Origin of the sequence: Streptomyces sp. NPDC058246, assembly GCF_042881985.1 — a bacterium.
In the GTDB taxonomy this organism is placed as follows: Bacteria; Actinomycetota; Actinomycetes; order Streptomycetales; family Streptomycetaceae; genus Streptomyces.
In genome coordinates this window covers 387,614-401,997 of record NZ_JBHVWZ010000001.1, presented here as the reverse complement: position 1 = coordinate 401,997, position 14,384 = coordinate 387,614, and the positions used below count along the sequence as shown (strand labels likewise).

Below are 14,384 nucleotides of genomic sequence, written 5' to 3'. Positions count from 1 at the left end.
GTCCGAAAACTCATCGGCGGCACGCCGGGAAATATCCGGAGGTGTCCGTCGCGGGCCGGAACTACCATGCGCGGAGATGACTTCTTCAGACAGCACTCGCATCGACCCCTTCCGTATCGACGTCCCGCAGAGCGAGCTGGACGACCTCCATCAGCGGCTCGACCGCACCCGCTGGCCGGACGCCCTGCCGGGCGTGGGCTGGGCGTACGGAGTCCCGCGGGACTATCTGGAAGGGCTCGTACGGTACTGGCGGCACACCTACGACTGGCGGGCGGCGCAGGCACGGCTGAACGCCTGGCCGCAGTTCACGACGGAGATCGACGGCGCGCGGATTCACTTCGCGCACATCCGGTCCCCGGAACCGGATGCCACACCCCTGATCATCACCCACGGCTGGCCGGGATCGATCGTCGAATTCACGGACATTGTCGGGCCGTTGACCGATCCGCACGCGCACGGCGGCGATCCGGCCGACGCGTTTCATCTGGTCGTGCCCAGCATTCCCGGATTCGGGCTCTCCGGGCCGACCCGGGACACCGGCTGGGAATTCACCCGGGTGGCCGCCGCGTTCGCCGAGCTGATGGATCGGCTCGGTCATCCGCGGTACGGCGTGCAGGGCGGGGACTGGGGCGCGGCCATCTCGCGGGAACTGGGCCGCGCCCACCCCGAGCGCGTCGTCGGCGTACATCTGAATCTGCTGCCCGGTTCCTCCGCGACCACCGAACCGACCCCCGACGAACTTGCCGCGTTGAGCCCCGACGAGCGGGAGCGCACGCTGGTCTCGTGGCGGCGCGGCCGGGAGTGGATCCGCGACGAACAGGGGTACGCCGACATCCAGTCCACCCGGCCACAGACCCTCGCGTACGCCCTCACGGACTCGCCTGTGGGACAACTCGCCTGGATCGCGGAGAAGTTCAAGCAGTGGACGGACTCTCAGGACCGCCCCGAGGACGCCGTCGACCGGGACCTGCTGCTGACCAATGTGATGCTGTACTGGCTGACCGGCACGGCGGGTTCGTCCGCCCGTATCTACTACGAGCGGGCCCACGCGGACTACTGGGGGAAGCCGCCCGAGCCGTCGACCACCCCGACCGCTCTCGCCGTCTTTCCCCGGGAGAATTTCGTAGCGCTGCGACACGTGGCCGAGCGCACCGACAACATCGTCCGGTGGACCGAATTCGACCGGGGCGGTCACTTCGCGGCGATGGAGGAACCGGATCTGCTGATCGCCGATGTGCGGGCCTTCTTCCGGGAGCTCCGCGCGGCCGGCTGAGAGCATCGGCCCCTCGCTGGGGGGCGCCCGACACCGAACACCAGGCGTCTCGTACGGTGATCATCGGCGCCTTTCCGCGAGAACTCCCTACTCCGGCGGAGAACAACGGCGCCCCGCATGAAAGGATCCGCCTCCCGTGACCGGCGCCACGCCTCGGAGCTTGCGCACGACCGCGATCGGCGCCGCCGGTTCCCGGCCCTGCACCCTGGTCGTCTGCCGGGGCTGCTGCTGCGGCAACCCGCGCAAGTACCCCGGCACCGACCACGACTGGCAGTTGGAGCGGCTGCGGGCCGGTGCCGAGGCGTCCGGTGGTCGCTTCGCCGTCCGTACGACGGACTGCCTCGGCCCCTGCGACCAGGCGAACGTCATCGTCGTGCAGCCCTCCGCCGCCGGGCGCCGGGCCGGCGGCCGGCCCACCTGGATCGGCTTCGCCATGGACGACGACTGCACGGAGGAGGTGCTGCGGTGGGCGGACGCCGGCGGACCGGGCCTCGCCGACCCTCCGGTCACCCTGGAGCTGCAGTTCATCCGCCCACCGCGCGAGGCCCGGTCCCGCACCCGCAGGTGACGCCGGAAGGAGCCGCGCGCGTCACGTGGCGGCGCTCTCGGGCGGGAAGTCCGGGTAGACCGCACCTGAGGGCGTGACCGGGCCCAGGCGCGGATTCCGGGTCCGATCGAGCCGTAGATCTCGGCGTGCACCAGGTCAGCACAGCGCGCCGCGCGTGCCGGCAGTTCCGCCGCGCGTTCCTGGAGGATCGCCACCGCCGCGTCGTCGGCGTACTCCTCGATGACCAGCTAGCCGCCGGGCCCCGCGGAGAACCACCGGTAGGTGAGGGTCCCCCGCCCGTCCTCACCTGTTCCTGGAGGGACTGCGCCAACTCCTCGAACTCCGCCCGTCGTTGGTCGTGGGCCGTGAACCGCGCGCGTACGAAGACGCTCATACCGCATTCGATCAGCTCGGCGGACGGCGGGGAGACTCCGCCAGGCGCGGCGCTCTGCCCGCAGCGAATCTGCGGCGGGCAGAGAAAGCTGATCCACGGGCGCGTTCGGGCCGACAGTGGAGTGCGCGGCGAAGGCAGCCGCGTCACGACTAGGAGGACCGATGACTCCACTCATCACCGGCTGGGACCCGGCCCGCGCACCGCGGGCCGAGGAGGGCGACACCCCGCCGTCACGCTTCGACGACCATCTGGCCGCGCAGCTGCTCGCGCAGCGCATCGTCTTCCTCGGCACCCAGGTCGACGAGGTCTCCGCGAACCGGGTCTGCGCCCAACTGCTCCTGCTATCGGCGGAGGACGCGCGGACCGACATCAGCCTGTACATCAACAGCCCCGGCGGATCGGTGACCGCGGGCCTCGCGATCTACGACACGATGCGGCTGATCCCGAACGACGTCTCGACGCTCGCCATGGGCTTCGCGGCGAGCATGGGCCAGTTCCTGCTCAGTGTCGGCACGCACGGGAAGCGCTTCGCGCTGCCGAACGCGCGGATCATGATGCACCAGCCGTCGGCCGGCATCGGCGGCACCACCGCCGACATCGAGATCCAGGCGCAGAACCTGGAGTTCACGAAGAGGGCCATCGAGCGGATCACGGCGGAGCACACCGGACAGAGCGAGGAGACGATCTCCCGGGACGGCGACCGCGACCGCTGGTTCACGGCGGAACAGGCCAAGGAGTACGGCATGGTCGACCGGGTCGTGGAGTCGCTCGACGACGTCCGCCCGGCCGCGTCACGGCGACGGATGGGACTCTGACATGGGGACGTACACGATTCCGAACGTCGTCGAGCGGACCCCGCAGGGCGAGCGCTCGTACGACGTGTTCAGCCGGCTGCTGTCGGAGCGGATCATCTTTCTCGGCACGGAGATCGACGACGGGGTCGCGAACGTCGTCATCGCGCAACTCCTCCATCTGGAGTCGTCGAGCCCGGAGAGCGAGATCGCGATCTACATCAACTCCCCTGGTGGCGCCTTCACTTCGCTCATGGCGATCTACGACACGATGACGTTCGTGCAGGCGCCGATCTCGACGTTCTGCGTCGGGCAGGCGGCGTCCACGGCGGCGGTACTGCTGGCCGGGGGCGATCCCGGACGGAGGTTCGTCCTGGAGCACGCGCGCGTGCTGCTCGGCCAGCCTGCGAGCGGCGGCCGGCAGGGCACGGTCTCGGACCTCAGCCTTCAGGCGAAGGAGATGCTCCGCATCCGCTCGCAGGTCGAGGAGGTCCTCTCCCGGCACACCCACCACGACGTCGCGACACTGCGCGCGGACATGGACCGCGACAAGGTGTTCACCGCGCAGGAGGCCGTGGCGTACGGGCTCGCGGACGAGGTGCTGAGCCGGCGGCTCGCGGTGCTCTGATCCCCGCGAGCCGGTCAGGCGGCCAGGCACATCCCGTTGTACGGCGAGGTCGTACGGTTCCTGCCGGGCTGCCGCGTCCGGACCGGTCGGGTGAGCTCCTCCTGGGCCAGCGAGAGCAGATCCGTGAGACCGAGGCCCAGGGCGCGGGCGGCGGCCGCGAGGACTTCGGAGGAAGCCTCCTTGCGGCCGCGCTCCAGCTCGGAGAGGTACGGCATGGAGATCCGGGCCGCGTCGGCCACGTCCTGGAGCGTGCGCTCCTGGGCGAGGCGCTCGCGCCGCAGAACGTCGCCCACGAGGTCCCGCCACAGCGGCTCCTTGGCCGTGGGCGCCGGAGACATGGGGCCGGGCGCGAGGACCGGACCGGGACGCTGCGGCGCTCGTGCCGGGGCGCCGGCCGGAGCGGGGGCGGTACCCGGCGTGGCCGCCGGACGCAGCGGGATGACGCGGGCCTCGTTCGGCGCTCGGGTGCCGTTCGTCGCGTGGCCGCGGTTCGGGGCTTGGTTGCTCACCCCTTCAGCCTAGAAGGGATGGACCGCACGGGAAGGGATCGACGTTCTGCTCTCGGTGAATCCGGGGCGGCGCGCATCCGGGGCGGCTCAGGGCAGCTACCCGGGCGCTACTGTCCCGATCCGCCCGTTGAGACCCACCAGCAACTCGTCGTAGGGCCCGGCGAACCGGCCTCGCGCGGCCCCTCAGCCGCCGCCGGAGGGCGCGACCGTCTCCGGGGCGCTGCGGGGCACGGAGGTGACCGCGGAGGGCGCGGGGACGGAAGGGGCCGTGGACGAGGACTGCGTCGTCCGCTCCGCGGAGGCGGAGCCCGACGTCGAGGTCGAGGACGAGGTCGCCGTCGGAGGCTCGCTGGACGGGGACTTGGATTCCGACGAAGACGGTGGCGAGGAGGACGACGAAGACGGCGGGGAGGACGAGGAAGGCGACGAGGACGAGGACGACGGGGAGGAGGAAGAGGACGACGGGGACGACGCGGAGGTGGAAGGGGACGAGGACGATGGAGAGGTCGGGGAGCACGGGCTCGACCCGCCCGTGGAAGAGACGCACGGCGACGGGGACTTCGGCGACGGCGAACTCGGCTTCGGGGAGGACACGCTCACCGACGGGAAGGGCGGCCTCTGCGGCGGTCTCGTCTTCTGGTCCTGGTGGACCTTGTCGCCCCTGTGCCGGGCGATCCACTCGTTGTGGTGCGGGTCGAAGATGACGAACACGTTGATGATCGTCGTGGAGGGCGCGACGACCACGACGTTCTGGCTCCGGTACGACGGCCACGAGTCGCCGGTCGGTTTGGGCGTTGTCCTCTGCTGCACCGGCTCCTTCATCGGGTTGCCGCACGCGCAGCGCACCCGGGGCACCCCGCGGGAGTCGACGAGGACGGAGGTGCCCGCCTGGAGGACCGCCTGGTAGCTGGTCGCGGCGCCGTTGCGGTAACCGTGGTTGGTGACGCGGGTGTCCACGCGCAGCTGTACCGGGGTGAGCGAGCGCAGATACGCCGGGACCCCGGACGGCTGGATGCCCTGCGCCGTGGCGAAGGCCCTTTCCTTCGCCGGGTCCGCCTGGAGCGAGCTGATCTGCTTCTCCACGTTGCAACTGGAGACGTTGCGGGTGCCGCTGTAGAGGCCGGGCGCGGAACCGTCCACGCCACGCGTCACGTTGGCGGCCTCCGACGCGGACGACACCGTGGGGGTCTCGGGTGCGGCGGAACTGTCCTTCGCCGTCGACTCGGTGAACGGGTCGGGGCCGGCGTTCGCGGCGGACTGGAGGAAGACCTCACTGCCGGCGTTCTTGCTGCCGCCGGAGTTGGTGTTGCTGAACACGAGTCCCAGGACCACCGCGGCCGCCACGCCCGCGGATATCAATGCGACGCGGGGCGCCGACTTCCACCAGGGCCGCCCCGGTCCCTTGCCCGGCTCATCGGGGCCGGCCGGACCACCGGGTCCGGAAGGGCCGCGGCCGCCCGATCCGCCCGCACCGCTGCCTCCGCGCGAATCGCTCGGCGGCTGCGGTATGCGGCCGTCCGGCTGAGTCGGGGTCGGTCCGGAGGTGCTCGGCTGCGACGGACCCGACAGTGGGCCCGAAGGCGGTCCGGTGGGTCGGCCTGATGACGGCGGTTCGACGCTCACGGGCTCTTCTTCCCGGTGGAGGGATCCCGCGACACTTTGACCATTTTGTGCCGCTTTTCCGTAATGAACCCATTGTGTGCTCCGGTGCCGTACTGCCCGCAAGCCGACGCGGTCGGCCCTCCCGGGGGGCGGGCCGCGTCAGGCCTGTCTAGCGTGGCTGCGTGAGCCCCCCAACGCCGTCCGACCAGGCAGGTGCCCGCAACGGTGAGCGGACGGCCGGCCGCCACGGCTGGGCCCAGGCCGTCGTAGCCGTGCTGGCCGGGCTGATCGTCATGGGGGTGACCGCCGCGCTCGGACTGTGGGCGGCGGGTGCCATGGACCTCCCGGACAACGCCTTCCCGCGGGTCGTCGCGGCCACCGTCGTGACAGCGGTCGGCGGCACTGTCGTCTTCTCGGGCGACGCCGGAGTCATCGCCGACAGCCAGGCGGGTCTGACGGTGATTCCGCTGTCGGTCACCCTGGCCGGTGCGCTGGTGTTCGCGGCCGGTTTCCTGCGGCCCCTTCGGCACCGGGCCGTCGCGGGCGCCCCCGAACTGGCCGGATGGGCCGCCCGGATCGCCGTCCTGTGGGTGCCGGCCCTGGCCGGACTCGCGTGGTTCGCCCGCCAGGACTTCAAGATCTCTCTCGGGAACGGAACCATCGGCGCCATCGGCGACCTTTTCGGCACGACGCCGAAGGCCGGCTTCAAGGCCGATGTGCCGCAGACGCTCGGCTTCGGACTGCTGTGGCTGGCGGGCGTGTTCGTCCTCGCCCTGCTGGTCTCGCCCGGGGCGCCGCTGCCGGCGCGGCTGCTGCGGTTCCAGGAGTCGGTGCGTCCGGCCGCGTACGCCATGGTCGCGCTGCTGCTCGCCTGTGTCGCCGTGGGCCTGGTCATCGGGCTGGTGACGGCGGCGAGCCGCGGGCACGTCCCCGAGACGTTCGCCGTGCTCCTCCTCGGGCTCCCGAATCTCGTCTGGCTCGGCTTCACCATCGGTCTGGGCGCCACCTGGCACGGCCGGGTGGACGGGCCTTTCGGGCTGCCGATGCCGCATCTGCTCGACCAGGTGCTGCGCACCCCCGACGTCTCCACGCTCAACCTCCGCAGCCTGGGCGACTACGACGGCAAGCTGTGGTGGCTGCTGCTCGTCGACGCGGTACTGCTGCTCGGCGCGGCGTTCTTGATGGCGGCCCGCTCACCGGCCCGGATGCGGGCCTGGCAGCACGCCGCGCACATGGCGGTCGCGCTCGCGCTCACGGTGCTGATGATCTGTCTCGTCGGCCGTGTCTCGGCGCACTACGGCCTGTCGATCCTCGGCTTCGGCGATGTCGGCGGCGGCCTGAAGGGCGAACTCTTCCTGAAGCCCCAGGTGTGGAGCGCGCTCGGCTTCGCCGTGCTGTGGGGACTGGTCACCGGCTTCCTCGGCGGTCTGCTGGCCAAGCGCGTCCGCCGGAAGGGCGAGGTCAAGCCGACGGCTCCCGAGGGGCGTTGACGCCGCGACCGAGAGGCGCGGGAAACCGGCCGACCTGGCCGGCTCGGCACCGGCCGGCAGCCGTCGGGCGGGCCGGCCCACGTGGGTGCCGCGCCTCAGCCGGTCGGCCGCCGATCAGGCCACCCGCGCAACACCGGTCCACCAGCACGCGCACCGCCCCCATCCAGTCGTAGGCCGGTCACCGCACGTGCTCTTTCCTCCCTCAGCGGTCGCCCACGTCGTCCCCGTCGTACGTCACGAGCCGGGTGGATTCGTGGCTGTCCTGAGCCGGTCCCCGGACGCCGCCGGTCTGCCCCCGAGGCGTCTCGTCCGCGCCCTCCGGCCTCCCGCGGACCGGGTCCCCCTCCGCCGCGAGAGTGGTCAGCCGGGTTCCGTCGCAGTACACCCACCGCTCGTGCTCGCCGTCGTACAGCCAGAGGGACTCGCCGTCGACGACCACGCCGATCCGCCGGCCCTGCGTACGGCTGCGGAAGGACTGTCCGTCTAGCTGCCCGGCCGCCAGTTCCTCGGCGGCGGCGCGGTAGCGGGTGAGTGCCGCCTCCACGCGGGCGAGCAGCGGGCGCGGGTCCGCCGTGCGGGCGAGTGGGCTGCTCGCGGCGGGCGGTGCCTGCGGTACGGAGATCAGGAGGCGGCCGTCGATCCAGGCCGACCAGCCGTTGGCGCAGACGATCCGGCCCCAGTCCCCGAGCCGGTCGACCAGCTGGACCGGCAGCAGCCCGTCTAGTGGCACGGTGGGCCGGGAGGGATCCGGGCTCTCCCAGGCGGCCATGCCGTCCTGGGGGACGACGTGCGTGGGGTGGAAATCGGGGGTCGTCATCGGTGCCTACTTCCGCATGACCGCGGGTTCGTACCGCCGCAACAGGCGGATCACCGCGTATCCGAAGACGAGGGAGAGCGCCACCAGCATCGAGACGTTGAGCAGCCAGACGCCGCTCGAGTGCCGGAACTGCGGGTAGGCGGTCAGGTCTCCGGGGATGATCCGGGCCAGGCCGATGGTCCCGGCCATGGCGCCCAGGGCCCAGCGCGAGGGCACCAGCCAGGACAGCTGTTCGAGTCCGGGCACACCGTTCACGTTCAACAGTGCGCCGCAGAAGACCACTTGGACGATGGCGAGCAGCACCAGCAGCGGCATGGTGACCTCCTCCTTGCGCACCAGAGCGGAGACGAACAGGCCGAGCATCATCGCGGTGAAGGCGAGCAGCGCCACGGCCACCGTGATCTCCGCCAGCGGCGGCATGAGGACCCCTTTCCCGCCAGGTGCGTTGAGGTTGACACCGAGCAGTGCCACGAGGGTCAGGACGACGGCTTGGAGCACGGTGACGGTGCCGAGGACGACGACCTTGGACATCAGGTACGCCGACCGGGACAGGCCTACCGCGCGCTCGCGCTGGTAGATCACCCGTTCCTTGACCAGTTCGCGCACGGCGTTGGCCGCGCCTGTCAGGACTCCGCCGACGCACAGGATGAGCAGCGCGTTCATCGCCGTCTCCCGGGTCAGGGCGCTGCCGGCCAGTGCCCGGGCCATCGCGCCCATGACGAAAGGGAGCGCGATCATGATGGCGAGGAAGGTCCGGTCGGCGCCGAGCGCGGCCGCGTAGCGGCGGACCAGGGTGCCGAGCTGGGACGCCCAGCTCTGGGGCTTGGGCGGCGGCGGGACGACCGTACCCGAGACGCCCGGCGGCAGATGCGGCTGTTCGCTGGAGTTGTCGATGTACTGCTGGTGGAACGGCGAGTCCCGGTACTCCCCCGCCCAGTCCCGGTCCCGGTCCCCCTCGAAGGCCTCGAAGGCCTCGGGCCACTGCCGGTAGCCGAAGAAGGCGAGGGTGTCGTCGGGAGGGCCGTAGTAGGCGACCTTGCCGCCCGGCGCGAGCACCAGGAGCCGGTCGCAGACGTCGAGGCTGAGCACGCTGTGGGTGACCACGACGACCGTGTGACCGTCGTCGGCGAGCCCGCGCAGCATCTGCATCACCGAGCGGTCCATGCCGGGGTCGAGACCCGAGGTCGGCTCGTCGAGGAACAGCAGCGACGGCTTGGTCAGCAGTTCCAGGGCCACGCTGACCCGCTTGCGCTGGCCTCCGGAGAGGCTGTGCACGGGCTGGTCGGCGCGCTGCCCCAGGCCCAGCTGGCCGATCACCTGGTCGACCCGCGCCCGGCGCTCCGCCTTGGCGGTGTCCTGCGGGAAGCGCAGCTCGGCGGCGTATCCGAGGGCCCGGCGCACGGTGAGCTGCGTGTGCAGGATGTCGTCCTGCGGGACCAGGCCGATGCGCCCGCGCAGTTCGGCGTAGTCACGGTAGAGGTCGCGGCCGTCGTAGAGGACGGTGCCACGGTCGGCGGGGCGCTGCCCGGTCAGGGCGTTGAGGAGCGTGGACTTTCCGGCGCCGCTCGGTCCCACGACCGCGAGCAGACATTTCTCGCCGACGGGAAAGGACACCTGGTCCAGGAGCGTGGTACGGCCCCCGTCGACTTCCACGGTGAGGTCCTGGACATCCAGCGAGACCTCGCCCGTGTCGACGTACTCCTGCAGTTGGTCGCCGACAAGGCAGAACGCGGAGTGGCCGATGCCCACGATGTCACCCGGTGTGACGAGAGCGTGCTCGACGGACCGGCCGTTGAGGAACGTGCCGTTGTGACTGCCGAGGTCGACGATCTCGTACGTACCGTCCGGGTGGGCGCGCAGCTCCGCGTGCCGGCGGGAGACCGCCAGCTCGTCGACGACCAGGTCGTTGTCGCCGCCGCGGCCGATGCGGACGGTGCGCACCGGCAGCGGCCGCACGGCGCTCGGCTGCCGGAAGGTGCCCGTGGCGGCCGGCACGGAGACACGGGAGGGGCGTTCCCCGTCCGGTGGCGGGCGATCGAGGAGGACGACGCGGGGGCCGTCGGAGGGGTTGCCGAAGCGGATGACGCTGCCCGGTCCGACGTACCACTCGTGGACGCGGCGGCCGTCGGCATAGGTGCCGTTGGTGCTGTTCTCGTCCGCGAGCGTCCAATGGTCGGCCTCGGCCCGCAGCACCGCGTGGTGCCACGAGACCCGGACGTCGTCGAGGACGACGTCGCTCAAGGGGTCGCGCCCGACGTGGTAGTCGCGGCTCGGACTCATCACCGTGGAGCCCGTCTCGGTTTCGAGGACGAGTTCGGGCGCAGTCGGCGCGACCGGCCGCTCTCCCATGCCAGGATTCTAGCTATTCGTCCACATGTGCGCCTGATCAATACCGCCGGTCGGGTCGGACCGGCGGTATCGGCCGGACGGCGATCAGGCGGCGGAAATGCCCAGCACGGCGGCGGTCCGCTGCATCCGCAGCGCGTCCACGGATTCGGCGAGCAGTTCGTATTCGGTGGTGTCGTCGCTGGTGGCGATGCGGACGAGCTTTCCCGCGGCCAATTCCTCGGCGACCAGCTCCTGTTGGGCCGAGTCACCGCACCAGGCGCGCAGCATGCTCGGCACGTCGGGGACGGTGTCCGCGACCGGCGCGATCGAGTTCGGCGGGAACGTCGGGTCGTCGGGCTGCGGGTCGAGCCGCTCGGCCATCCACGCGGCACGGTCCCGCATCCACCACAGGGCCAGCGCCAGGGTCGGCGCGCGATACGTCCCCAGGGGGACGCCGACGCGCTGACCACCGCATATTCCGTACGCGGTGACATGGCACAGGAATTCGTCGTGCACGATCGCTCCCCCAGTGGCGTCGCTCGCTGCCGGTCCGGCCTCGCTTTCCCTGCGGCTCATTGGTTGTGCACGATGGCGCTGTGGTGACGTGGTGACGTGACGCTGTGGTGACATGGTGCTGTGGCGAAGCGGCACCGTGGTGATGTGGCACTGTGACGCTGTGGCCCTGTCCGGGCGTGGCTGAAGTGCCCTACGGATTGAGTATCGCCACTCCTGACACTCTGTCACCATGTGATTCCAGCCAGTCTCTTGGCATATTCACCCCCCGGCTTGGCCGAAACGGCACGCCGGCGCGAACGCCCGCGCTCGCGGACATCCCCCGTCGGTCACTCCGGGCATTACCCGCGGGGTAATCGACGCTCCGAACGCCGCCCGGCATGGTTGGTCGTACCGGATCCCAACGGGGCAGGAAGTGTGGGGGTTCGGCCCCTGACCAGCAGATACGACCTCGATGGAGGCTGATTCGCCATGTCCGCGAGCAACGAACGATACGAGACCGCCGTCACCCGTTACCTGGAGGCCTGGAACGCGGGCGAGCAGGACACGCTGACGAAGGCGGTCGCCGCCGCCTGGATCCCGGACGGCAGTTACACCGACCCGCTCGCCGATGTCCGCGGGCACGAGCAGATCGCGGCCGTGATCGCGGCGGCGCACGAGCAGTTCCCCGGGTTCGCGTTCCGGCTGCTGGGCGCGGTCGACGGGCACCACGACATCGCACGCTTCGGCTGGGAGCTGGTCGACACGGCGGACGGCTCGGCGCCCGTCGCCGGATTCGACGTGATCACCCTGGACGGCGAGGGCCGCATCCGGAGCGTCCACGGGTTCCTGGACCGCGTTCCCGCCCAGGCCTAGCGGCGGTCGCCGTCGGCTCGCGATGAGTTTCCCGGCTCCCGGGGGTCTCTTTGAAGGAGGACGACCACGGGACAGGGAGAATCGCATGAGCACGGTGCGCAAGGTGGACGCGGAATTCAGCGCGGTACTGCGGAAGAGCCCGGAGAAGGGTGGCTGGACCTATGTCGTCTGGCCGGAGTCCGTCGCCTTCTTCGGGACCCGCGGACTCGTCAAGGTCAGCGGGACGATCGACGGCCGCCCGTTCCGTAGTTCGTTCATGGCACTCGGCGACGGCACCCACAAGTTGCCGGTCAAGGCCGACGTGCGCAAGGCGATCGGGAAGGAGGAGGGAGACACGGTGACCGTCCGCCTGGAGGAACGCCTTGAGGCGTAGCCCTCGACTCCGAGTCCTCGACGCTTAGTCCCGGACGCGCAGTCCTCGACGCGCAGGCCTCGACGCGCGATCGTGGCACCGGGCGGAGCAGCGCGCTTCAGCAGGCGACAACCGAGACGACAGAGCGTTTCAGCCCGCGGCCGGCGACCGGTGCGTGGCCCGGTAGCGCCTGGGGGCGATCCCGGTCGTGCGCTTGAAGGCGTTGCTGAACGCGCTCTCGGACGTGTAGCCGACCTGCTGGGCGAGGGCGGACACGGAGGTCTCCCCGTCCCGCAGGGCTCGCCGGGCCAGGCTCATGCGCCAGTCGAGCAGATAGGTCAGCGGCGGCACCCCGGCCACGGCGCGGAACCGCTGGGCGAAGGTGGTCCGGGACATGGCCGCCGCCCTGGCGAGTTCCTCCAGCTGCCAGGCGCGGCCGGGCTCGGCGTGCATGAGACGCAGAGCGGGGGCGATGCGGTCGTCGGCGAGGGCGCGCAGCCGGCCGGCCGGAAGCGCGTCGGCGTCCGCGAGGTAGGCCCGCAGGACCTGGACGAACATGAGCTGGGCGAGCTGGTCCGCCGCGAAGTCGGCGCCGGCTCGCCCCGCGGTCAGTTCGCTCAGGAGCTGGTCGAGCAGCCAGCGCAGCACGGGCGCCTCGTCGTCGGCGGCGCGGACATGCAGCAGCGGCGGCAGGGCGTGCAGCAACAACTCCTCTCCGGCCCTGCCCAGTTCGACATGACCGCCGACGGAGACGACGTCGGCTTCGTCGTCCTCGCCGAGGTGGACCACGGGCTCGGGGGCGTCCGCGAACAGCCGCGAGGCGTCCACCGGCTCCAGTACCGGATCGCTGGAGATCACGAAGGGACGGCTGCCGTCGAAGACCGCCGCGTCGCCGGGCTCCAGCAGCACGGCCTCGGACATACCGTCGAGCGCCACCCAGAAGCTCCCCCGCACCACGGCGGTGATCTTGAGCCGGTCCGGCCGGGGGAAGCGCAGCGCCCACTGCCCCGCGGCGGAGAACCCGCCGGAGATCACACAGCGGGCGTCGGTGAGCGCGAGGGTGTCGGAGAGCGGGTCGACGGCCATGCCCGTACTATCGCGCAAGTATTGCGGACTATCAAGCATTCATCGTACGGGTGAGCGGTCCTACGGTGGCGGGGAAGGCACATCCACCTGAGGAGATCCAAGCCATGACCACCGCCCAGCACTCCCTCCACTCCGGATTCGACGCCGCCTCCACCGCCGAGGACGTCATCAAGGGCATCGACCTGACCGGCAAGGTCGCCGTCGTCACCGGGGGCTATTCCGGTATCGGCCTGGAGACGGCGCGCGTGCTGCGCTCCGCCGGTGCCGAGGTCGTCGTACCGGCGCGTGACATCGAAAAGGCGCGGGCCGCGCTGAAGGGAATCGACGGCGTCGAGATCGACACGCTGGATCTGCTGGATCCCGCCTCGATCGACGCCTTCGCCGAGCGCTTCCTCGCCACCGGCCGGCCGCTGCACATCCTGGTCGACAGCGCGGGCATCATGGCGACCCCGCTGACGCGCGACGCGCGCGGATACGAGGTGCAGTTCGCCACCAACCACCTGGGCCACTTCCAGCTGGCCAAGCGCCTGTGGCCCGCACTGCGCCGGGCCGGCGGCGCCCGGGTCGTCGCGGTGTCCTCCTGGGGGCACCGGTTCTCGCCCGTCCTGTTCGACGACCCGCACTTCGAGCACCACGCGTACGACCGCTGGGCCGCCTACGGTCAGTCGAAGACGGCCAACATCCTCTTCGCGCTCGCGCTCGACGAGCGCGGCAGGGCGGACGGCATCCGCGCCTTCTCGCTGCACCCGGGAAGCATCGTCGACACCGGTCTGAAGAGGTACCTCGCGGAGGAGGACCTCAAGGCCGTCGGTGTCCTCGACGACGAGGGCCGTCCCGTTCTGGACCCGGAGCAACAGCTGAAGACCGTCGAGCAGGGGGCGGCCACCAGTGTGTGGTGCGCCACCAGCCCCCTGCTCGACGGTCTGGGCGGGCTCTACTGCGAGAACAGCGACGTCGCGCCCCCGATGTCGCTGGAGGAAGGCAGTGACTGGAGCCTCACGAACAGGTCCCGGAAGCCCGGCGTGCTCCCCTACGCCATCGACCCGGAGGCCGCCGAACGCCTCTGGGACCTCAGCGAGCGCCTCACCGCCTGATCAGTGCGCTCCCGAGCCGGCGTCGGGCGGGGGCCTCACCGCCTGATCAGTGCGCTCCCGAGCCGGCGCCGGGCGGGGGCCTCACCGCCTGATCAGTCCGCTCCC

13 protein-coding genes and 1 pseudogene are annotated in these 14,384 nt (G+C 71.1%); 8 read left to right on the top strand and 6 right to left on the bottom strand.

Translation table 11 applies throughout. The annotated features are described in order from the left end of the window. Nucleotides 1–76: 76 nt before the first annotated feature. From ACFVXA_RS01765 to ACFVXA_RS01750, 4 genes are all read left to right on the top strand, one after another. The gene (locus tag ACFVXA_RS01765; RefSeq protein ID WP_389746234.1) at nucleotides 77–1,273 is read left to right on the top strand and encodes an epoxide hydrolase family protein; all 1,197 of its coding nucleotides are present in this window, start codon (nucleotides 77–79) and stop codon (nucleotides 1,271–1,273) included. A gap of 160 nt (nucleotides 1,274–1,433) precedes the next feature. Further along, nucleotides 1,434–1,841, top strand: coding sequence for a (2Fe-2S) ferredoxin domain-containing protein (locus ACFVXA_RS01760; RefSeq protein WP_362019595.1), 408 nt, complete (start codon nucleotides 1,434–1,436; stop codon nucleotides 1,839–1,841). Between the two features lie 534 nt (nucleotides 1,842–2,375). After that, nucleotides 2,376–3,029 (top strand): ATP-dependent Clp protease proteolytic subunit, encoded by a 654-nt coding sequence (locus ACFVXA_RS01755; protein ID WP_384396709.1) that lies wholly within the window; start codon nucleotides 2,376–2,378, stop codon nucleotides 3,027–3,029. A 1-nt stretch (nucleotide 3,030) separates the two neighbouring features. After that, entirely contained in the window at nucleotides 3,031–3,633 is a 603-nt protein-coding gene (locus ACFVXA_RS01750) for an ATP-dependent Clp protease proteolytic subunit (protein ID WP_362019589.1), read from the top strand. 14 nt (nucleotides 3,634–3,647) lie between these two features. Here the strand turns inward: ACFVXA_RS01750 and ACFVXA_RS01745 are convergent, their stop codons facing one another. Both ACFVXA_RS01745 and ACFVXA_RS01740 read right to left on the bottom strand, forming a co-directional pair. After that, the gene (locus tag ACFVXA_RS01745) at nucleotides 3,648–4,142 is read right to left on the bottom strand and encodes a helix-turn-helix domain-containing protein (protein ID WP_390023438.1); all 495 of its coding nucleotides are present in this window, start codon (nucleotides 4,140–4,142) and stop codon (nucleotides 3,648–3,650) included. A gap of 309 nt (nucleotides 4,143–4,451) precedes the next feature. Then, nucleotides 4,452–5,765, bottom strand: a pseudogene (locus tag ACFVXA_RS01740) (DUF6777 domain-containing protein); the annotation flags it as partial. Nucleotides 5,766–5,926: 161 nt separating this feature from the next. Between ACFVXA_RS01740 and ACFVXA_RS01735 the strand changes: the two are divergent. Continuing rightward, complete coding sequence (locus ACFVXA_RS01735) at nucleotides 5,927–7,234, top strand: streptophobe family protein (protein WP_390023436.1); 1,308 nt, start codon at nucleotides 5,927–5,929, stop codon at nucleotides 7,232–7,234. Between the two features lie 202 nt (nucleotides 7,235–7,436). Here ACFVXA_RS01735 and ACFVXA_RS01730 read toward each other — a convergent pair whose 3' ends face one another. The 3 genes from ACFVXA_RS01730 to ACFVXA_RS01720 all read right to left on the bottom strand — a co-directional run bounded on the left by ACFVXA_RS01730 (nucleotide 7,437) and on the right by ACFVXA_RS01720 (nucleotide 10,895). After that, a complete protein-coding gene (locus ACFVXA_RS01730) occupies nucleotides 7,437–8,051 on the bottom strand; it encodes a hypothetical protein (protein WP_362019581.1) in 615 nt (204 codons plus the stop codon). A gap of 6 nt (nucleotides 8,052–8,057) precedes the next feature. Then, nucleotides 8,058–10,400 carry an FHA domain-containing protein gene (locus ACFVXA_RS01725; protein ID WP_390023433.1) on the bottom strand — a complete coding sequence of 781 codons (2,343 nt, stop codon included), beginning with the start codon at nucleotides 10,398–10,400 and terminating at the stop codon, nucleotides 8,058–8,060. Nucleotides 10,401–10,484: 84 nt separating this feature from the next. Further along, a complete protein-coding gene (locus ACFVXA_RS01720; protein WP_362019809.1) occupies nucleotides 10,485–10,895 on the bottom strand; it encodes a hypothetical protein in 411 nt (136 codons plus the stop codon). Between the two features lie 468 nt (nucleotides 10,896–11,363). On the opposite strand from ACFVXA_RS01720, the gene ACFVXA_RS01715 reads away from it, so the two are divergent. Then, the gene (locus ACFVXA_RS01715) at nucleotides 11,364–11,747 is read left to right on the top strand and encodes a nuclear transport factor 2 family protein (RefSeq protein ID WP_362019575.1); all 384 of its coding nucleotides are present in this window, start codon (nucleotides 11,364–11,366) and stop codon (nucleotides 11,745–11,747) included. Nucleotides 11,748–11,832: 85 nt separating this feature from the next. Next, nucleotides 11,833–12,120, top strand: a complete 288-nt coding sequence (locus ACFVXA_RS01710) for a DUF1905 domain-containing protein (RefSeq protein WP_362019572.1) — start codon at nucleotides 11,833–11,835, stop codon at nucleotides 12,118–12,120. Between the two features lie 129 nt (nucleotides 12,121–12,249). On the opposite strand, the gene ACFVXA_RS01705 is transcribed toward ACFVXA_RS01710, so the two are convergent. Beyond that, entirely contained in the window at nucleotides 12,250–13,185 is a 936-nt protein-coding gene (locus ACFVXA_RS01705) for an AraC family transcriptional regulator (RefSeq protein ID WP_390023431.1), read from the bottom strand. Between the two features lie 104 nt (nucleotides 13,186–13,289). Here ACFVXA_RS01705 and ACFVXA_RS01700 point away from each other — a divergent pair, with 104 nt between their 5' ends. Next, nucleotides 13,290–14,279: an oxidoreductase gene (locus tag ACFVXA_RS01700; RefSeq protein ID WP_362019567.1), complete on the top strand. Its 990-nt coding sequence runs from the start codon at nucleotides 13,290–13,292 to the stop codon at nucleotides 14,277–14,279. Nucleotides 14,280–14,384 lie beyond the last annotated feature (105 nt).

Excerpts from the sequence above, each read along its gene's own strand:
- ACFVXA_RS01765 (WP_389746234.1), top strand. The coding sequence starts at position 77 with ATGACTTCTTCAGACAGCACTCGCATCGACCCCTTCCGTATCGACGTC.
- ACFVXA_RS01755 (WP_384396709.1), top strand. The coding sequence starts at position 2,376 with ATGACTCCACTCATCACCGGCTGGGACCCGGCCCGCGCACCGCGGGCC.
- ACFVXA_RS01750 (WP_362019589.1), top strand. The coding sequence starts at position 3,031 with ATGGGGACGTACACGATTCCGAACGTCGTCGAGCGGACCCCGCAGGGC.
- ACFVXA_RS01730 (WP_362019581.1), bottom strand. The coding sequence starts at position 8,051 with ATGACGACCCCCGATTTCCACCCCACGCACGTCGTCCCCCAGGACGGC.
- ACFVXA_RS01725 (WP_390023433.1), bottom strand. The coding sequence starts at position 10,400 with ATGGGAGAGCGGCCGGTCGCGCCGACTGCGCCCGAACTCGTCCTCGAA.
- ACFVXA_RS01715 (WP_362019575.1), top strand. The coding sequence starts at position 11,364 with ATGTCCGCGAGCAACGAACGATACGAGACCGCCGTCACCCGTTACCTG.
- ACFVXA_RS01710 (WP_362019572.1), top strand. The coding sequence starts at position 11,833 with ATGAGCACGGTGCGCAAGGTGGACGCGGAATTCAGCGCGGTACTGCGG.
- ACFVXA_RS01705 (WP_390023431.1), bottom strand. The coding sequence starts at position 13,185 with ATGGCCGTCGACCCGCTCTCCGACACCCTCGCGCTCACCGACGCCCGC.
- ACFVXA_RS01700 (WP_362019567.1), top strand. The coding sequence starts at position 13,290 with ATGACCACCGCCCAGCACTCCCTCCACTCCGGATTCGACGCCGCCTCC.